This window comes from Corynebacterium sp. HMSC056E09 (assembly GCF_001813425.1).
GTDB lineage: Bacteria > Actinomycetota > Actinomycetes > Mycobacteriales > Mycobacteriaceae > Corynebacterium > Corynebacterium hesseae.
In genome coordinates this window covers 427,796-446,155 of record NZ_KV812490.1, presented here as the reverse complement: position 1 = coordinate 446,155, position 18,360 = coordinate 427,796, and the positions used below count along the sequence as shown (strand labels likewise).

At 59.7% G+C, this 18,360-nt stretch carries 17 protein-coding genes; 5 read left to right on the top strand and 12 right to left on the bottom strand.

Going from position 1 to position 18,360, the window contains the following annotated elements; genetic code table 11:
• Positions 1-3 precede the first annotated feature (3 nt).
• The 8 genes from pheS to uvrA all read right to left on the bottom strand — a co-directional run bounded on the left by pheS (position 4) and on the right by uvrA (position 7,984).
• Positions 4-1,050 (bottom strand): phenylalanine--tRNA ligase subunit alpha, encoded by a 1,047-nt coding sequence (gene pheS, locus HMPREF2912_RS05045; protein ID WP_070523173.1) that lies wholly within the window; start codon positions 1,048-1,050, stop codon positions 4-6.
• 97 nt (positions 1,051-1,147) lie between these two features.
• Positions 1,148-1,948, bottom strand: coding sequence for a TrmH family RNA methyltransferase (locus HMPREF2912_RS05040; RefSeq protein WP_070563113.1), 801 nt, complete (start codon positions 1,946-1,948; stop codon positions 1,148-1,150).
• A gap of 104 nt (positions 1,949-2,052) precedes the next feature.
• Positions 2,053-2,529, bottom strand: coding sequence for a TM2 domain-containing protein (locus HMPREF2912_RS05035; protein WP_070683468.1), 477 nt, complete (start codon positions 2,527-2,529; stop codon positions 2,053-2,055).
• A gap of 205 nt (positions 2,530-2,734) precedes the next feature.
• Positions 2,735-3,118, bottom strand: coding sequence for a 50S ribosomal protein L20 (rplT, locus tag HMPREF2912_RS05030; RefSeq protein ID WP_005323264.1), 384 nt, complete (start codon positions 3,116-3,118; stop codon positions 2,735-2,737).
• Positions 3,119-3,174: 56 nt separating this feature from the next.
• A complete protein-coding gene (gene rpmI, locus HMPREF2912_RS05025) occupies positions 3,175-3,369 on the bottom strand; it encodes a 50S ribosomal protein L35 (RefSeq protein WP_010190075.1) in 195 nt (64 codons plus the stop codon).
• 36 nt (positions 3,370-3,405) lie between these two features.
• Complete coding sequence (infC, locus tag HMPREF2912_RS05020) at positions 3,406-3,975, bottom strand: translation initiation factor IF-3 (RefSeq protein ID WP_083299163.1); 570 nt, start codon at positions 3,973-3,975, stop codon at positions 3,406-3,408.
• A 206-nt stretch (positions 3,976-4,181) separates the two neighbouring features.
• Positions 4,182-5,147, bottom strand: coding sequence for a serine hydrolase (locus HMPREF2912_RS05015; protein ID WP_246816459.1), 966 nt, complete (start codon positions 5,145-5,147; stop codon positions 4,182-4,184).
• A complete protein-coding gene (gene uvrA, locus HMPREF2912_RS05010; RefSeq protein ID WP_070683464.1) occupies positions 5,147-7,984 on the bottom strand; it encodes an excinuclease ABC subunit UvrA in 2,838 nt (945 codons plus the stop codon). The genes HMPREF2912_RS05015 and uvrA overlap by 1 nt, the downstream gene beginning before the upstream one ends.
• A 76-nt stretch (positions 7,985-8,060) precedes the next feature.
• On the opposite strand from uvrA, the gene HMPREF2912_RS05005 reads away from it, so the two are divergent.
• The 4 genes from HMPREF2912_RS05005 (at position 8,061) to HMPREF2912_RS04990 (ending at position 13,091) form a co-directional block, all read left to right on the top strand.
• Positions 8,061-8,663, top strand: coding sequence for an MBL fold metallo-hydrolase (locus HMPREF2912_RS05005; RefSeq protein WP_070683462.1), 603 nt, complete (start codon positions 8,061-8,063; stop codon positions 8,661-8,663).
• A gap of 95 nt (positions 8,664-8,758) precedes the next feature.
• Complete coding sequence (locus HMPREF2912_RS05000) at positions 8,759-9,682, top strand: DoxX family protein (protein WP_070523195.1); 924 nt, start codon at positions 8,759-8,761, stop codon at positions 9,680-9,682.
• A gap of 141 nt (positions 9,683-9,823) precedes the next feature.
• A complete protein-coding gene (locus HMPREF2912_RS04995; protein ID WP_070523198.1) occupies positions 9,824-12,064 on the top strand; it encodes a HelD family protein in 2,241 nt (746 codons plus the stop codon).
• A 10-nt stretch (positions 12,065-12,074) separates the two neighbouring features.
• Entirely contained in the window at positions 12,075-13,091 is a 1,017-nt protein-coding gene (locus tag HMPREF2912_RS04990; protein ID WP_070596734.1) for an App1 family protein, read from the top strand.
• Between the two features lie 85 nt (positions 13,092-13,176).
• Here HMPREF2912_RS04990 and HMPREF2912_RS04985 read toward each other — a convergent pair whose 3' ends face one another.
• The 4 genes from HMPREF2912_RS04985 to HMPREF2912_RS04970 form a co-directional block, all read right to left on the bottom strand.
• Complete coding sequence (locus HMPREF2912_RS04985) at positions 13,177-13,617, bottom strand: universal stress protein (RefSeq protein ID WP_010190091.1); 441 nt, start codon at positions 13,615-13,617, stop codon at positions 13,177-13,179.
• 143 nt (positions 13,618-13,760) lie between these two features.
• Positions 13,761-14,207, bottom strand: coding sequence for a universal stress protein (locus HMPREF2912_RS04980; protein ID WP_070523204.1), 447 nt, complete (start codon positions 14,205-14,207; stop codon positions 13,761-13,763).
• A gap of 114 nt (positions 14,208-14,321) precedes the next feature.
• Positions 14,322-16,415 (bottom strand): excinuclease ABC subunit UvrB, encoded by a 2,094-nt coding sequence (gene uvrB / locus HMPREF2912_RS04975; protein ID WP_070683460.1) that lies wholly within the window; start codon positions 16,413-16,415, stop codon positions 14,322-14,324.
• Between the two features lie 88 nt (positions 16,416-16,503).
• Entirely contained in the window at positions 16,504-16,866 is a 363-nt protein-coding gene (locus HMPREF2912_RS04970; protein ID WP_198530966.1) for a DUF4259 domain-containing protein, read from the bottom strand.
• 104 nt (positions 16,867-16,970) lie between these two features.
• On the opposite strand from HMPREF2912_RS04970, the gene HMPREF2912_RS04965 reads away from it, so the two are divergent.
• The gene (locus tag HMPREF2912_RS04965; protein WP_070523213.1) at positions 16,971-18,347 is read left to right on the top strand and encodes a DUF4185 domain-containing protein; all 1,377 of its coding nucleotides are present in this window, start codon (positions 16,971-16,973) and stop codon (positions 18,345-18,347) included.
• Positions 18,348-18,360 lie beyond the last annotated feature (13 nt).

Here is an 18,360-nt window from a genome sequence, read left to right as displayed (position 1 = left end):
TTCCTATGCCTGCACGCCGAAGGGCAGGGTGAAGCGAACATCGCCTTCAACCATGTCACGCATATCGGTCAGACCATTGCGGAACTGCAAGGTGCGCTCAAGGCCCATGCCGAAGGCGAAACCTGTGTACTCCTCGGGGTCGATGCCCACGGCACGCAGAACGTTGGGGTTGACCATGCCGCAGCCGCCCCACTCGATCCAGCCGGCGCCGCCCTTCTTATTCGGGAACCACACATCGACCTCGGCCGAGGGCTCGGTGAACGGGAAGTAGTTCACGCGCATGCGGGTGGTGGTCTCGGGGCCAAAAAGAACCTTGGCTAGGTGCTCCAGGGTGCCGCGAAGGTGGGCCATGGTCAGCCCCTTGTCCACTGCTAGGCCCTCCACCTGGTGGAAGACCGGAGTATGGGTGGCATCGAGTTCGTCGGTGCGGAAAACGCGACCCGGGCAAGCGATGTACAGCGGTACGTCTCGCTCAAGCATCGTGCGTACCTGCACCGGCGAGGTATGCGTACGCAAGACCTGCTTGGAGCCTTCCTTGCCCACATGGAAAGTGTCCTGCAACGTACGCGCAGGGTGATCGGGCTTGAAGTTCAGCGCATCAAAGTTAAAGTACTCGGCCTCAACCTCCGGGCCGTCGGCAATCTCCCAGCCCATGCCCACGAAGATGTCGGCGATGCGCTCCGACAACGCGGTAATAGGGTGCAAAGCACCAGTCTGCGCCCGCGTGGTGGGGACGGTAACGTCGACTTTCTCCGCCTTCAGCTGAGCGGCGCGAGCCTCCTGCTCCAGCACTTCACGAATCTGTGCAAAGCGCTTTTCCACCTTGCCGCGGGCCATGTTTACGGCACGACCGGCGTCCTTGCGCTGATCCTTGGGCAACTGGCCCAGCGACTGGCGGGCCTGCGGAATATAGCCACCGTCACCAAGGTGTTCGCGGCGGGCGGAGGTGAGCTCGTCGAGGTCGGATGCAGCCTCGAAGGCGGCAATGGCCTTCTCCGCGGCGGCCCCCAGGGCCTCTTCGGTCAATTCGATCTGAGGTGTATCGGACACGTGCCTTGATTACCTTCTTCTCGCACAAAAACTAACGCGAGCTATCTTACCGTGCTTAACGACTACTGTGGCCACCAGCCCTAGTCACAGAGCAGAGCTAGCTGTTCTGTTGCTTGGCTGATTCATAAAGACAAATGCTGGCGGCCGTAGCCAGGTTGAGTGACTCTGCACGCCCAAGAATCGGAATGCGCACACGCATGTCAGCTTCATCCAAGAGCTCGCCCAGTCCATGTGCTTCGTTACCGAATAACCAGGCGGTGGGTTGGCTCAGATCTGCCTCAGCTAGATCTACTTCACCATCAGCAGCCGTGGCTAGCACCTGCATCCCGGAAGAGCGCAGCTTGCCCAGGACGTCCTTGATGTTGGGATCGCGAGCAACGGGTACATGAAACAGCGACCCCGCCGACGCGCGCGCGACCTTGCAGCCCAAAGGGTCGACCGCCTCACCGGCGAAGATGACACCGTCCGCCCCCATGGCGTCCGAAGTCCTAATCAGGGTACCTGCGTTGCCAGGCTCAGACGTCAGCACTGGGACTGAGACCAGCTGTGGTTTGCCCGCCAGAATCTTGCCGGCGCTCCACAGGACGGGGCGGCACACGGCGAAGAGCCCGGTGCTCGTCGCGGTATCAGACAGGTGCTTGGCCGCCTTATCCGTGATGGGGTGGACATAGACGTCCATATATCCGCAGGCTTGCACGATGTGGGCGAAGCGCTCGGCGGCTCTTTCCGTCACGAAGACGTCGGTCGCCGCTCCCGTGGACACCGCCGCGTCCACAGCGTTTTCGCCCTCGATGATGAAGCGCTCCGCCTTACGACGGTTGGCCGCGCGGTGCAGCTTGGCCGCATTGACTACGCGCGGCGTGCGTTCGGTAAAAGCAGAGGAGAAATCCAGATCCATGTATGTGACGGTACCGACCGAGCTTCACATTGAAAAGTCCCGCTTGCCCACCACGTTCGGGCGGGCAAGCGGGATAAGAGTTCTCCGCGATTCTCTGCAGACGGTTACTTCTTCAGCGGTACGCCGTTTGCGTCCTTATCGTAATTGGAGAAACCACCGGCGATGAACACGAGCTCAACCCACTTCCAGATCACCAATCCAGCGACGAGGAAAATACCAATGATGATAAAGGAAGTAATAAGGCCGACGACGGCAAGAGCCAGCTGCCACATACCGCGCTTCGTGCGGCCGAGGTAGAAGTTATGAACTCCCAATTCACCCAAGAAGAAGCACAAGAGCAGTGCTACTACCCATGACTTTTGCTCTCCTCCAGCCTGTGGCTGCTGGCCGTAGTGTGACTGGTAAGCGTCCTGCTGCGCTGGAACATTCTGAGCCGGCTGCGAACCACCATACGGGGCCGCGCTATAACCGTACTGGTCGTTCGAAGACCCGAAGGGGTTTGCCTGTTGCGGCTGTCCTCCGTTAGAGGCGCCGTCAAAAGCGTCACCATTGGGCTGATAAGCGTTGTTCGGGTTGGTCATTTCTCTTCTCTCCTTCACACCATGTATCTCTGGCCAGCCCCAAGGACTAAGCGCAGGCGGCTTTCATGACAGTACTGTGCAATGTAACACAATCCCTCGGGAGAAGCAGCGCTTAAGAGTTCTTGCGGGCATTACTCCCGCAACGACAAAACCCACCGTCCCTTCATCAGGGGCGGTGGGTTCATCTGGCGTCTACGCGCGGTGCTTAGGCAGCCTTCGGAGCGTTGACATCCTCCGGAAGTGCAGCCTTAGCAGCCTCGCACAGTGCAGAGAAAGCCTCGAAGTCATTAACTGCAAGCTCGGCGAGGATCTTGCGGTCAACCTCGATCTCAGCCAGGCGCAGGCCGTGGATGAGGCGGTTGTAGGTGATGTCGTTCATACGAGCAGCAGCGTTGATGCGCTGGATCCACAGCTTGCGGAACTCGGACTTACGGGCGCGACGATCGCGGTAAGCGTAAGTCATGGAGTGCAGCCACTGCTCCTTGGCCTTGCGGTAAAGGCGGGAGCGCTGGCCGCGGTAGCCCTTAGCGGACTTCAGGATTGCGCGACGCTTCTTCTTGGCGTTAACTGAGCGCTTTACTCGTGCCACAGTAATACTTCCTTATCTTGATTGTGAGTGTGTGGGGATGGGAGTTTCGGCGCTGACTATGCGCGGCCGAGAAGGCGCTTGACGCGCTTGGTGTCTGCCTTGGCGACGTCCTCGGTGCCCTTCAGACGACGGGTGCGCTTGGACGGCTTGCCCTCCAGGAGGTGGCGGCGGTTAGCCTGCTCGCGGCGCAGCTTGCCGGAGCCAGTCACCTTGATGCGCTTGGCGGTGCCCTTGTGAGTCTTCTGCTTCATGAGAATTAAATCCTTAAATCCTAAGTGGAGCGTGGTCTACTTCTTGCCTTTGCGGACGGGTCCAAGAACCATGGTCATGTTGCGACCATCCTGCTTGGGACGCGACTCCACAACGCCGACCTCTGCGACGTCGTCAGCCAAACGCTCCAACAGGCGGAAACCCAGCTCCGGACGCGACTGCTCGCGGCCACGGAACATGATGGTCACCTTTACCTTGGAACCCTTCTCCAGGAAGCGCACCACGTTGCCCTTTTTCGTCTCGTAATCGTGATCATCAATCTTCGGACGGAACTTTTGTTCCTTCACCACAGTTTGCTGCTGATTCTTACGGGACTCGCGGGCCTTCTGGGCCTGCTCGTACTTAAACTTGCCGTAATCCATGATCTTGGCTACGGGCGGCTTCGCGTTCGGTGCAACCTCGACCAAGTCAAGATCCGCTTCGTACGCGAGCTTGCGAGCATCGTCAGTACGGACGATGCCCACCTGTTCACCACCGGGGCCAACAAGACGGACCTCGGGTACTCGGATGCGCTCATTAATGCGAGCTTCAGCGCTGATTGTGGTTCTCCTCGATTGTGGGGCTAGTAGTGTGCCTACCGAGGCCACAAACGAATAAATCCCGGTGCCAGTGGCATCCGGGAGTTTCTTTTTCAAGCACGCACCACCATGTGGCGCCTACTCTTAACCTTTATCCTGCGTTGGAATGGTGATTCCTACGCGGCCTCAGGTGGGAGAAACTCCGCTTGCGGCCCAAGTACCTCCTGGAGGAGGCGCTACGGGCGGTAGTGCGCACTACTTTAACACCACATGCATCAATCACCAAATCGGCGTGCAGGTGAGTTAGTTGTTGCTTTGGCCGACGCACCTTGTCTCTTCGACGCTGCGCTTGCCGACGCCTCCGCACTAGGCGACGCACAACCAACCAAGGGCTTTAGCGCGCCCTCCCCCAGCGCCTCGGTGACAACACGGTCTACGCCTGCAGCAAGCAAGTTAAGAGCGGGGATAGCCTCCTCGGCGTAGTCGCCGGGCATGGTGACCTCAATGGCCAATCCCACCGCGCCATCGGCATCCTTACCGGCCCCCTCGGTTTCCCGCACCCCAATCTGGCGATGGGTATACCCATTGTCCTCCTCGGAAAGCCCCCAGCCGCCTTTGGCCCGGGTATGCGGGAGGCGGTCGAGTCCATTGTCTTGCCATTCCACGATGTCATCCATCGCGTCATAAACCTGCGCGGCTTCGGGGATACACGGCAGGTGTGCGCCAAACTTGGCCTGCTCTTCGAGCAACCACGTGGAATATCCAAATGGTTCCTCAAATTCGCCGGATGAGTCATATTCCTTCAAGAGAGCCTTGACTGCGCTTCCCGCTTCCCCCTCGGTCCAACGAACGTGGGACCACAGTGCGTAGGCGGCATCGTTGTCCGATTCCCTAATGGCGAGGTCCACAAGCTCAGGGCTAGCCTCGTCGCGCAAAGCCGCGATGGCGATCGGCACCTTTACGGTTGACCATGCAGGCTCTTCGCCCCTTAGTCCAGCGTTGAATGTTCCCTGTCGATCCGCCACTGACACTCCAGCTTGAACGTCATACTCACTTTCGACGTCTGCGACGACGGAGCGCAGCTCCGCATCGAGGTCGTAGCTGTCCTTAACCCCCTCACTAGATGTTTCTGGAGCTTCCTGCACTGCGTCCCTATCCGGGGCAGAACAGCCCGCCGCAGTTGTAGCCACGGCAAGACCGAGAGCCAGCGCAGCCGTTTGCGTGAGCTTCTGCCCTACCATCACACCATCTCCTTGAGGAACCCTCCTGTATAGGAGCCTTCCACTTGTGCCACATCTTCTGGCGTGCCCTGAGCCACAACGGTTCCGCCGCCGGAGCCACCCTCGGGGCCCATGTCAACGATCCAATCCGCGGCCTTAATGACGTCCAGGTTGTGTTCGATGATGATAACGGAGTTGCCCTTATCCACCAGACCCTGAATGACGAGCATGAGCTTGCGGATGTCCTCAAAGTGCAGGCCCGTCGTCGGCTCATCCAAGATGTAGACCGTGCGCCCATTCGTGCGCTTTTGTAGCTCAGATGCCAGCTTCACGCGCTGTGCTTCACCGCCGGAAAGTGTTGTAGCGGCTTGACCCAGGCGGACGTATCCAAGGCCCACCTCCACCAAGGTATTGAGGTAGCGGTGAATGGAGGTGATGGGCTCAAAGAACTCTGCAGCCTCTGAAATCGGCATGTTGAGGACCTCAGCAATGTTCTTGCCCTTGTAAAGAACCTCCAGGGTCTCGCGGTTATAGCGTGCGCCCTCGCATACTTCACAGGGCACGTAGACATCGGGCAGGAAGTTCATCTCAATCTTGATGGTGCCGTCACCTTGGCACGCTTCGCAGCGTCCGCCCTTGACGTTGAAGGAGAAGCGGCCCGGCTTGTAGCCGCGGACCTTGGCCTCCTGGGTTTCCGCGAAGAGGTTGCGGATCTTGTCGAAGACCCCTGTGTACGTCGCTGGGTTTGAGCGCGGGGTGCGCCCGATAGGGCTCTGGTCCACCTGCACGAGTTTGTCTAGGTGCTCCACGCCCTCGACTCGCTTAGCCCGTCCCGGCACCTGACGGGCGCGGTTGAGCTTGTTGGCCAAGGTCTTGGCCAAAATCTGGTTGACCACGGTGGACTTTCCGGAACCGGACACGCCTGTTACACAGACGAGGACGCCCAGCGGGATCTCCACGTCAATGCCCTTGAGGTTATTCTCACGAGCGCCGACCACCTTGAGCATGCGCTCAGGATCGATCGCACGGCGACTGTCCGGGACTGCAAGCTTCTTCTTGCCCGAGAGGTATTGCCCTGTGAGCGATTCCTCCACGGCTTCAATACCGGCGGGTTCACCCTGGTAAACCACGGTGCCACCGAATTCGCCGGCGCGCGGTCCTACGTCGACAAGCCAGTCCGCCTCCCGAATGGTGTCTTCATCGTGCTCCACCACGATCAAGGTGTTTCCGATATCGCGCAAGCGCTTCAACGTGGCGATGAGGCGCTGGTTATCGCGTTGGTGTAGGCCGATGGAGGGCTCATCGAGCACGTAGAGAACTCCCGCCAAGCCGGAACCGATCTGGGTGGCGAGGCGGATGCGCTGCGCTTCACCACCGGACAACGTGGAGGCGCCACGGTCGAGGGTGAGGTAGTTCAGACCGACGTCGAGAAGAAAGCGCAAGCGCGCCTGGATTTCCTTTAGTACAGCACCAGCGATGATCTCCTCGCGGTGGCCCAGAACAAGCGAGTCGAGGAATTCTGCTGCCTCCTCGATGGACAGTGCCGTCAGGCCCGCGATGGACTGCTCACCGTGTGCGGTCGAGGCCAAGCGCACCGCCAGGATTTCGGGCTTGAGGCGCGTGCCGTTGCAGGCATTACAAGGAACGCGACGGGTGTACTGAAGCAGGCGGTCCTTCTGCGATTCGGAATCAGCCTGATCAAGCTTGCGCTCCAGGAATCCGATGGCACCTTCAAAAGGCGCGGACCAATTGCGTTGGCGGCCATAGCGGTTCTTGTAGCGCACGCTGACTTCCACGTCAGTGCCATAAATCAAGGCGTGGCGCTGCTCATCAGTCAACTCAGAAACCGGAGTGCGGGGCTCGAAGTCCAGGGCCTTCGCTAAGCCTTCGACAAGCTTGACGAAGTACCTCGCATTGGGACTCGACGTCCACGGTTGGATGGCCTCCACAGCCGGAGCATCCGGGTCTGGGATCAGCAGATCAACGTCGACCTCAAGGCGGGTGCCCAAACCGTCACACACCGGGCAGGAACCGAAAGGTGCGTTGAAGGAGAAGGCGCGCGGCTCATATTCCTCAATGGTCAGCGTGTGGCCGTTGGGGCAGGCGGCCTTCTCCGAGTAGGTGTGAGTGAGCTCTTCCCGGTCGACGAAATCCAGGGTTACCAGGCCATCAGCCAAGCGCAGAGCAGTCTCCACGGAATCCGTCAGCCTCTGCTTTTGGGAAGCCTTGACCTGCAAGCGATCCACGACGACGTCGATGTCATGCTTAATCTGCTTCTTCAGCTTGGGCGGATCACTGAGTTGGTAGAGCTCACCATCCACCCGGACGCGGGAATATCCCTGCGCCGCGAGGTCCGCGAAGAGGTCAACGAACTCGCCTTTACGGCGGCGCACAACCGGTGCGAGGACCTGAAACTTAAGCTTCTCCTCGTGGCTTAAAACCTCATCCACGATTTGCTGTGGGGTTTGACGCTCAATGACGGCATCGCACTGAGGGCAGTGCGCCGTGCCCGCGCGGGAGAAGAGCAGACGCAGGTAATCATAGATCTCGGTGATGGTTCCCACTGTTGAGCGCGGGTTGTGGTTGGTGGACTTTTGGTCAATGGACACCGCCGGAGAAAGCCCATCAATGAACTCAACGTCCGGCTTATCCATCTGGCCAAGGAACATGCGCGCATAGGAGCTCAAGGACTCAACGTAGCGCCGCTGGCCCTCGGCAAAGATGGTGTCGAAAGCAAGCGAGGACTTGCCCGAGCCAGATAGGCCGGTAAACACCACCAATTTGTCGCGCGGAATATCGATATCCACGCCCTTGAGGTTGTGCTCACGCGCACCTCGTACGACCAAACGATCAGCCACTAGTTGCTGCCTTCCTACACAAATGTATGTGTGTTCAGAGAGTTCTCAATCAGAATGTACCCGTATGGTTGGACTTATGAACAACGCGCTTGAGCTTCATAAAATTTCCGTGTCCGACATGGACAACAATTGCTACCTACTGTGTGCGGGCGAAGAAGCGCTGCTTATCGACGCCTCCGCTGACGCCCCCGCGCTGCTTTCTCTAGCCGCCGATAACGGAGTAAAGATCACCTCCGTGCTTACCACCCACCGCCACTGGGACCACGTGCGTGCGCTGAAAGAAGTCTTGGGCACAACCGGCGCCGTGCACTATGCCTCTTTCCTCGACTCCCCTGCCCTGCCCGCGTCCGTCGACGTGGAGTTGGAGCATGGCGATACCCTGCCTTTTGCTGGCGTCGACCTACCCGTCATCATTTTGCGCGGACACACTCCAGGCGGTGCAGCGGTTGCAGCCGAGATTGACGGTGTCACCAACCTCTTCGTCGGCGATTCCCTCTTCCCCGGCGGCGTGGGGAAAACCACCTCGGAAGGTGACTTCGTGCGCCTGTACAAGGATGTCACGCAACGCCTCTTTGACGTTTACCCTGACGAAGCGATCGTCCGCCCTGGGCACGGAGCACCCACAACGCTCGGCACAGAGCGCCCGCATCTGGACGAGTGGTGGGAGCGGCGTTGGTAACGACGTGTTAACTGCTGCCCTCACGGCAGCAGTTGTTTAACCCGCGTACTATGGTGTGACGAACGTCTTTACAGATCTATCGAATGGAGCACGTCATGATTCGTAAGTTTGCCCGTCCTATGCTGGCCTCCGTGTTCATCTGGGATGGTGTGGATACGCTCCGCAACACCTCGGAGCACGTCGCGGACACCGAGTCCGTGCTCAAGCGCCTGCGCAAGGTGCTGCCGCGCGAGTATGCAGGCTACATCCCTAACGACCCCGAGCTGGTTACCCGCGCGCTCGGCGGCGCAAAGACCGCCGCGGGCACCAGCTTGGCGCTGGGCAAGGCACCGCGCACCTCCGCTGCTGTGCTGGCGCTGACTCACGTCCCCAACTTGGTTGGAAATGCTTTCTGGACCGCAGATTCCAAGGAAGAAAAGGAAGCACAGCGCAACGGCTTCATTACCAACACCGCTCTGCTCGGCGCCCTGGCCATCGTCACCCAGGACACCGAAGGTAAGCCATCTGTGCGTTGGCGCGCTGCCAAGGCTTCCGAGCGCGCGAACAAGAAGATCCAGCAGGCGCTGCCGGGCAAGTCCGAGCAGCAGAAGTTTGCGGATGACTTCTCCACCCGCGCCAATGAGATTTCTTCTGATGTCACGGCCAAGGCCAATGACTGGTTCGAGACCGCCAAGGACTACGTCGAGGACAACCGCGATGACTGGGAGTCCACCGGACGCGATTTCCTCGAGTCCGCACGCACCTTCGTGGAAGACACCGCCGAGACCGCGCGCGAGTTCATTGAGGACAACAAGGATGACTGGCTCGACGCTGCCCGTGATAACTCCGCTACCGCTCGCAAGGGCCTCGTCAAGGCGGCCGGCAAGGCTCAGGACCGCGCTGACGCGGCCCTGGCCAAGGCCGATTCGCTTGATAGCAAGCGCGCCCAGAAGAAGGCTCGCAAGCGCGCGGAAAAGCTGCAGAAGGAAGCATCCAAGAAGCTCGATAAGGCATTCAAGAAGTTCGGTGACCGCCTCTAAGCACGTCGCCTAAAGTTGCGGATAGCCCCGCAACGCACCGCGATACATGGAAGCGGTGGAGACAACAACGGCTCAGCTAGTATGCTGGGCCGTTGTTCTTTTCCACCCAGGAGAAGCCTTCAAACGCGCCCAAGGAGCCTTGTGTCTGAATCTTCATCCGTGCCTCGCACCGCAAACCCTAGTGCTCAAGCAAACGATCCGCACACCGAGATTGCCAGTGAGCAAGCCTACGTCGATGGCCTTTTTGCGCGTCTCGATAACGAGGTTCACGCCGCAAATGAGCGCCTCAATGAGGTACAGGCTGCCGTCGATCCGCATACCCCGGATGCCGATGCGCTGGTGCGCCGCGAAACCGAGTACCACGGGTTGCAGGCCAAGCTGGACCGTCTAAACATCGCCCAACTCGGACTGGTTTTTGGGCGCATCGACATTGATGCGCCCGGTGATAACCCCACCCCGGAGGGACTAGACCGCCGCTATATCGGCCGCATGGGGCTCGATGCCCGCGAGGAGGATTACCGCACGCTCCTTCTGGATTGGCGCGCCCCGATGGCGCGACCTTTCTACCTTGCCACCACCGCGCACCCCGAGGGAGTCCACGTCCGCCGGCACATCAGGACTACTGGGCGCACGGTAACCGGAATCAGCGACGAAGTTCTCGAAGGCGAGTCACACACCGACAGCAGCGACGTTGCCAGTGAGTCCGCCCTCCACCACGTCATGCAACAGGCCCGCACTGGGCACATGCCTTCCATTGTGGAAACCATTCAGAGGGAGCAGGACGAAATCATCCGTGACAGCACGCGCGGCGTCATGGTGGTCGAAGGCGGGCCAGGAACCGGCAAGACGGCGGTGGCACTGCACCGTGTGGCCTATTTGCTCTACACCTACCGCGAACAGCTAGCCGCCACGGGTGTGCTCATCGTAGGTCCCAACTCCACCTTCCTGGAGTACATCTCCCGGGTGCTTCCGGAGCTTGGTGAAACCGGCGTTGTGCTTTCTACCATCTCTTCCCTCTTCCCCGGCATTGAAGCTACTCACCCTGAGTCCCTGCTCGCGCGCGAAATCAAGGGTTCCGCGGCCATGGTGGAGATCCTCGGCAACGCGGTGAAGGACTATCAGCGCCTGCCGGAACAATCGCGCACGCTCGAAATCGATCGGCTCGAGCTCACCGTGGACCCACAGATGGTCAAGGCAGCACGGACGCGTGCACGGCGCTCGCGCAAACCACACAACGATGCCCAGGCAGCGTTTGCGGAACACCTCACCGAGTCACTGGCCCAGCAGATGGCTGAACGCATTGGCGCTGACCCTCTCGGCGGCAACAACCTGCTCTCCCGCGCGGATGTGGATCAGCTCCACGACGACCTCGCGGAAGAACCCCAGGTGCTGGAGCTCATCGACGAGTTCTGGCCCCACCTGACACCCACCGATGTCCTCGCCGATCTCCTCAGCAGCACCGAACGCATCGATTCGGCGGCCGGCGACTATGATGATGAAACCCGCAGTGCGCTCTACCGTGAGGACGGCCGAGCTTGGGCGCCTTCCGACGCCGCGCTTCTCGACGAACTTGCGGTTCTCATCGGCATGCCCGACCCCGAAGCAGAACGTGTCGCCGAAGAAAAAGAATGGCGCGAGCAGGTCGCAGAGGCAGAAGACGCACTCGATATCCTGAGCTCTTCCGATTCCACCGACAACGATGACGACATGTTCGAAGCAGAGATTCTCTCTGCCCACGACGTCATCGACGCCGAGCACCTCGCTCGACGCCACGAGGTTCGGGACTCCCGCACCACCGCCCAGCGCGCGCGTGAGGACTACACGTGGGCCTACGGGCACGTCATCGTCGACGAGGCCCAAGAACTCACCCCGATGGAATGGCGCATGATTTTTCGCCGTAGCCCCTCGCGATGGATGACTCTCGTGGGCGACACATCCCAGACCGGTGCCCCTGCCGGCGTCGATGATTGGGCGGACACGCTCGAGCCGTTCGTCGGCCAGCGCTTTCGGCTTCACGGGTTAAGCGTCAACTACCGCACCCCGCGCCCAATTACCGAATTGGCCAATCAACTCTTGGAATCCATCAACCCCGAAGCGACGCCAGGTATCGCTGTCCGCGACGGCGTGGACGTCATCTGGCGCGATGATACGGACGACCTTGAGCCAGCTACCTTCCAGGATGATGAAGGGCGCCTGCGGGCTGTGATCACGGCGGCCAACGTTGAGCACACCAAGGGACTAGAGTTTGACCACGTCACCGTAGTCAACCCGGATGACATCGTGGCAGCATCACCGCAAGGTTTGCACAACCTCTACGTGGCCCTCACGCGCGCGACGCAGTCCTTGACCATCGCCGGCCGTTACGCGGAGGTTTTCGGTTAGTCTGGTGCGCATGGCACTTTCCGATATCGCCCGCAAAGTCGAATCCACCGCGAATGCATTCTCACTTAAGCACTCCGCACGCAAAGGCTGGCAACCCAGCATTACTGGCTATGCCGGCTACGGCAACGAGGACTTTGTCCATGTGCTTGGCCGCGTGCTCATGCACGATCCCAAGGCTGAGGAACGCGATACGTGGACCCAACGCGGATACCGCCAATTCTTCACCATCCAGGTCACGCACCACGAGGTCGAAGTAACAGTTGGTGGTAAGACGGTGCCGGGCACCACGAACGACAACGGCTATATCGATGTCCTCGTCCATGATCACGGGCTAGAACCTGGCTGGCACGACGTCACCATTCGCGCCAAAGGCGCAGACGAGGTGCGCGCGGAAGTCCTCATCGTGGACAAAGACACGACATTCGGTGTGGTCAGCGATATCGATGACACCATCATGGTGACCTGGCTGCCGCGAGCCATGATTGCAGCGTGGAATTCCTGGGTAAAGCGCACCAATACGCGAACCCCCGTCGAAGGCATGGCCAGTTTCTACCGGGAGATCTCTCAGCAGCACCCAGAGGTTCCCTTCGTCTACCTCTCCACCGGTGCGTGGAATACCTATGACACCTTGGTCAATTTCATGGGGGAGAACGGCTTCCCACGTGGCCCACTGTTGCTCACCGACTGGGGCCCAACGCCCACCGGTCTTTTCCGCAATGGCCAAGAACACAAGCGCGTCCAACTGCGCAATTTGTTCATTGCTTTCCCCAAATTGCGCTGGCTTCTCATCGGTGATGATGGGCAGCACGATCCTCTGACTTATGCCGACGCCGCGGCGGAGCATCCCGACCGTGTGGCAGCGGTAGCAATACGCAACCTCACGCCACAAGAGCAGCTGCTCTCCCATGGCTCGCTTGCTCCCTTGGTCAAGGTCAACAAAGAGTCTTCTTTCGATATCCCGCTCATTCAAGGCGCCGACGGTAACGCCCTCGCCCGCGCCTATCGCAAGCTTCGGTTCGGCTCTTAGAAAAGCACCACAACGCGCAAACACGCCCCAGAGACTTCCGACGAAGAAGTTTCTGGGGCGTGTGCGCGCCGTAGCCCGAGAAGGCTTAGTTCACGGTGTGGACGATCATGACGTCACAATCAGACTGACGCGCGACATCCGCCGGAACCGAACCGAGCAGACGGCCGGTCAAAGAATTAATTCCGCGGTTACCAACGATGAGCAGGTCAGCCTTGTTGTCGTTGACGATCGACATCAGGGCTTGAACCGGGGTGCCCGGACGCACAGCGGTCTCCACCTTCGTCACGCCGAACTTCTCTGCGTGTTCCTTACCGGAGGCGAGGTTGGCCTGAGCCTTCTCATCGCCGAGAATCGTCACTGAATCCTGGCGCAGTGTCTTGGAGGCTTGCTCCTGGTTCTCGTAGTAGGCGCAACCGATGATGAGGGTGGCATCGAAGGCTGCGGCGATCTTGGCGGCGCGCTCCACTGCGAGCAGGGAGGACTTGGAACCGTCGGTACCGACCACGATCTTGTTGTAATCGCTCATGATGACCTTTCTTCGCTGGGCCCCAACCTTGAGGCCACCGCTAAACAAAATTCTAAAAGCTTTTGCGCACCCGCTAGTCTAACAACGCTGGCGTGTTCGCGTCGATCAGCGCGTGTGCTGTGCACCCGACTGGGTCCCGGCGCTTACTCAGTGGTGTTGACCACCACAACATCCGCGTGGGCCTTACGGGTTAGCTCCGTCGCAACGGAACCGAATACCCGGCCGCGAACTGAATGGATTCCCTTGTTACCCACCACGAACAAGTCGACGTCATAGTCCTTGCCCACCTCGATGAGTGAGTTCACAGGGTCGCCAGACTTAGCGATGATCTCGATGCGCTTCGCACCCTCGCCGTGCGCGATCTCCGCGGCATTGTTGAGGAAATTCTCCGACATTTCCTCGCTGACGACGGGCACGCGGGCGTCCTCCGCGTTCGGTGCGCCGAGCATCGAACCGGAGTGATTGTAAAAAGCAGACACGATGATCAACGTCGCATCATAAGCACGCGCCATAGATGCGGCAGAACGGACGGCACGCAGGGATGTCGGTGATCCATCGGTTCCCACGGCGATGACGTTGTAGCTCAGCATGATTCTCCTTATAACTAGTGGTTAATCCCTAACAGTATGGCACGGCTACCCGCACTGAGTGTGGTGTTACCCGCCCAGTGCACTAACGAGGTTTCAGTACGCCGGCCCAGACTGTTAAATCCCGGCCTCTTTGAGTCCACGTTGCTCCTTCTTCAGGTCCGCGATCTCATCGCGCAAGCGCCCCGCCAGCTCGAATTTAAGCTCTCGGGCGGCTTCGCGCATTTGGGTCGTCAGGTCGTCGATAAGCGCCTGCACCTCGTCGGCAGCCATGGAAGACACATCGGGCTTCTCGACGATTGCCGTGGGGTCCGCCCCCTGCTCCTGTTCATCGGCGTTGTCGTAGACCTGGTCCAAAATGTCAGCGATCTTCTTGCGCAATGGCTGCGGGTCGATGCCGTGTTCCTTGTTATAGGCAATCTGCTTTTCACGGCGGCGCTCAGTCTCCTCGATGGCTTCCTGCATCGAGTCCGTAATCTTGTCTGCGTACATGATGACCTCACCGGACACGTTTCGGGCGGCGCGGCCAATTGTCTGGATGAGCGAAGTGGTGGAACGCAGGAAGCCTTCCTTGTCTGCGTCCAAAATAGCGACGAGTGAGACTTCGGGAAGGTCGAGGCCCTCGCGCAGCAGGTTAATACCAACGAGCACATCGAATTCACCCAAGCGCAGCTGCCGCAGCAGCTCCACGCGCTGCAGCGTATCGATATCCGAGTGGAGGTAGCGCACCTTGATGCCATGCTCCAGAAGGTAATCAGTGAGGTCTTCTGCCATGCGCTTAGTCAAGGTGGTGACCAATACACGCTCCTGCTTAGCGGTGCGGGAGCGGACCTCATCGATAAGGTCATCGATCTGGCCCTTGGTGGGTTTGACCGTCACCTTGGGATCCACCAGGCCGGTGGGGCGAATGACCTGTTCCACGAACTCGCCGCCGGAGGCCGTCATCTCGAAATCACCAGGCGTGGCCGACATGTAGACCGTTTGCCCCACGCGCTCTTCGAACTCATCAAAGGTGAGCGGACGGTTATCCACAGCAGACGGCAAACGGAAGCCAAACTCCACGAGGTTGCGCTTGCGGGCCATATCACCCTCAAACATGCCGCCGATCTGCGGGACGGTCACGTGGGACTCATCGATGATGGTGAGGAAGTCCTCTGGGAAGTAATCCAAGAGCGTCGCCGGCGCCGAACCGGCGGGGCGCCCGTCAACGTGGCGCGAATAGTTCTCAATGCCGGAGCAAAAGCCCACCTGCTCGATCATCTCGAGGTCGTATTCGGTGCGCATTCGCAGGCGCTGTGCTTCGAGCAACTTGCCGCGGTTCTCCAGCTCGGCGAGGCGTTCCGCAAGTTCTTCCTTGATGTCCTCGATGGCCCGCGCCATGCGCTCTGGACCCGCCACGTAATGCGTCGCGGGGAAGATTCGCACCTCGTCGACTCGCTCGAGAACATCGCCCGTCAACGGGTGGATGTAGTAGAGCTCGTCCACGTCATCGCCGAAGAATTCGATGCGCACCGCGCGCTCCTCATAGGCGGGGATGATATCCACGGTATCGCCCTTGACGCGGAAGGTTCCGCGGGGAAAACCCACGTCATTGCGCTCGTACTGGATATCCACGAGCAGGCGCAGGAAGCGATCGCGGTCAATCTCCTCCCCTTCCTCCAACACGACAGAGCGGTCGAGGTAGGACTGCGGCGTGCCCAAGCCATAGATACAGGACACAGAGGACACCACGACAACGTCGCGGCGGGAAAGAAGCGCCGAGGTGGCGGAGTGGCGCAGGCGTTCCACGTCCTCATTAATGGAGGAATCCTTCTCAATGTAGGTATCCGTCTGCGCGATATAGGCTTCCGGTTGGTAGTAATCGTAGTAAGAAACGAAGTATTCAACAGCGTTGTGCGGGAGGAGCTGGCGCAGCTCATTTGCCAACTGGGCCGCCAGCGTCTTATTCGGCGCCATCACGAGTGTCGGGCGCTGCTGTTTTTCGATGAGCCACGCCGCAGTAGCGGACTTACCAGTACCCGTGGCACCCATGAGCACAACGTCGCGCTCGCCGCGACTCAGCCGCTCATCCAGTTCCGCGATGGCGGCAGGTTGGTCGCCGGCGGGCTGGTACTCTGATTCAACACGAAAATCGGCCGAGCGCCGTTCGATTTCACCGACAGGACGGTGTTCCGAGACCGGCAGGATAGGGTGTTCAGCAGCAAAAGCCATGCCGACCAGTCTAACGCGCCGAAGCCTAAACCTGCTAGGTCCCGGCAGCTCAACACCCCAGCCACTGTGTGAGGCAAGAGAGAACGGTTTAGGGCAATACAGCACGCGTCGTGCGCAGCCACAGATCTAACTCACCCGTGGTTTCCCACAGTGCATAGATCGGGGAATTATTGGGCTCCATCGCAGTGTTAATTTTCTTGCGCAGCCAGGCCCGAGTCTGCGGTGTGCGCAGTGCTTTAACGGATTCGACACTGACTCCAGCGGGAAGTTTGTCCGCCGGGGACGTCGCCAGTGCGCCTAAGGCGATGACGACCTCGGCGTCGTCAACATCGATGGGAGAATCCACGCAGCTCTTCTTAAACGTGTCGAGGTCGAAGGAGCCATCACGAATTTCCGCGAGCGCTTCGCACGCGGCGTGATTATCAAAAGGCCCAACGTCCCAGGTTCCCATGGAGGGGCAGATTAAGCACTCAAGATGAACGGGGCACGAGCACAAGGTAAATTTTAGCCACCATATGCTTTAAAAGTTGCCGCTCTCCTTTAGAATCGGCTGGCATGAAGTTTCGTTCCCTCGCCAGCGCAGTGACCATCGCCGGTCTCGTGCCCGTCGCTATCGTGTCCCACACGCCCACCGCCCAAGCTTCTCCGTGTACGGCCTATTCGAAGTCCGGTAGCTTCACGTCGAAGCCCGAGGCCTCCGGGCCGGGAGGTGGCTCTTCGCTAGGAGGGCTCGACGCGCTGCTGGGTAGCTCCTCTCGTTCGAGCAGTTCAGGTGACTCCGCAGCACCACAGCGCAGCAACTATAACCAGCGCCAAATCACCGGCGGACCGACCCAAATCATGCAGCTCATCACCGGTTCCGGTTCCCCGAACCGCACCGACCAAAAATTCGACATTTCCGGAACCGACCTCGGCATTGCCTACTCTGACAACGCGGGCCGCTCCTACTACGTCTTCGGCGATTCCATGGATTGTTCGAGCGACGGTGATGGGTGGCGTTCCAACCTCCTCTTGCGCACGAGCGACCACGACTATGGTGATGGCCTGCGTCTGGAGGAGGCGCTGACTAATTCCGGATGGTCCGCCAATGGCCGTGCAAAGGAGTTCATCCCCTCCCAGAAGGTGGGAGATCAAGATACCAACGGCGAGCGCACCACCATCCCCACGGCGGGCATCGTGGTCGACGGCGTGCACTACATCGACTACATGTCCGTGCGCTCTTGGCACGACCCGAAAACCGGCTGGTCAACCAACTTTGGTGGGACCGTGAAGTCGACCGACGGCGGAGTCACGTGGCGCGCGGTACCGGAGGCCACACGCACTAACGCTAGCCACGGGACGAACGCTCCCATTCCCGGCGGCGCAAACTACCGCCCAGGGTTCGAAAAGCTGCAGCAATCGGCCTTCATCGAGCACGACGACTATATCTACCGTTACTCCACGGGAAACGGCCGCCGTGGCCCGGCATATTTGTCCCGCGCGTTGAAGTCTGAATTCCCCAACGAAGATGCCTTCAGCTACTACTCAGATGGCTCATGGGTGAAGGATCCCGCGCGGGCCACCGAGGTGCTCGATGGCAAGGTCTCCGAGCTTTCCGTGGCCTACAACCACTACTTGGGCAAGTACGTCACCATGTATGGAGTGGAGGGAGAGGGCATCGTCATGCGCACCGCAGATAGCCCCGAAGGACCGTGGTCACCGCGCCGCATGCTTGTGGGCGCGAAGACCACCGAGGTTGTCAGCGGCGAGCCACTCAACGACACGTACGCGCCCTTCGTGCTGCCAGACCAGGATGACCAGCACCTGTATTACACGCTGACATCGTGGCACGATTACAACACCATGCTGATGCGCACTGACCTTGATTTCGTGGGCGAGGACATGGAAAACAACGACCACATCGCAGTCTCTGACGTCATAGCAACGCGCTAGGAGCTTCTGCCAG

Bases quoted from the DNA above. Each gene is read 5' to 3' on its own strand.
- HMPREF2912_RS04980 (WP_070523204.1), bottom strand. From the start codon at position 14,207: ATGCTGAGCTACAACGTCATCGCCGTGGGAACCGATGGATCACCGACA.
- HMPREF2912_RS05000 (WP_070523195.1), top strand. From the start codon at position 8,759: ATGATTCGTAAGTTTGCCCGTCCTATGCTGGCCTCCGTGTTCATCTGG.
- HMPREF2912_RS05005 (WP_070683462.1), top strand. From the start codon at position 8,061: ATGAACAACGCGCTTGAGCTTCATAAAATTTCCGTGTCCGACATGGAC.
- HMPREF2912_RS04990 (WP_070596734.1), top strand. From the start codon at position 12,075: ATGGCACTTTCCGATATCGCCCGCAAAGTCGAATCCACCGCGAATGCA.
- HMPREF2912_RS05040 (WP_070563113.1), bottom strand. From the start codon at position 1,948: ATGGATCTGGATTTCTCCTCTGCTTTTACCGAACGCACGCCGCGCGTA.
- HMPREF2912_RS05035 (WP_070683468.1), bottom strand. From the start codon at position 2,529: ATGACCAACCCGAACAACGCTTATCAGCCCAATGGTGACGCTTTTGAC.
- HMPREF2912_RS04970 (WP_198530966.1), bottom strand. From the start codon at position 16,866: ATGGGAACCTGGGACGTTGGGCCTTTTGATAATCACGCCGCGTGCGAA.
- uvrB (WP_070683460.1), bottom strand. From the start codon at position 16,415: ATGGCTTTTGCTGCTGAACACCCTATCCTGCCGGTCTCGGAACACCGT.
- HMPREF2912_RS04965 (WP_070523213.1), top strand. From the start codon at position 16,971: ATGAAGTTTCGTTCCCTCGCCAGCGCAGTGACCATCGCCGGTCTCGTG.
- HMPREF2912_RS04985 (WP_010190091.1), bottom strand. From the start codon at position 13,617: ATGAGCGATTACAACAAGATCGTGGTCGGTACCGACGGTTCCAAGTCC.
- HMPREF2912_RS05015 (WP_246816459.1), bottom strand. From the start codon at position 5,147: ATGGTAGGGCAGAAGCTCACGCAAACGGCTGCGCTGGCTCTCGGTCTT.
- rpmI (WP_010190075.1), bottom strand. From the start codon at position 3,369: ATGAAGCAGAAGACTCACAAGGGCACCGCCAAGCGCATCAAGGTGACT.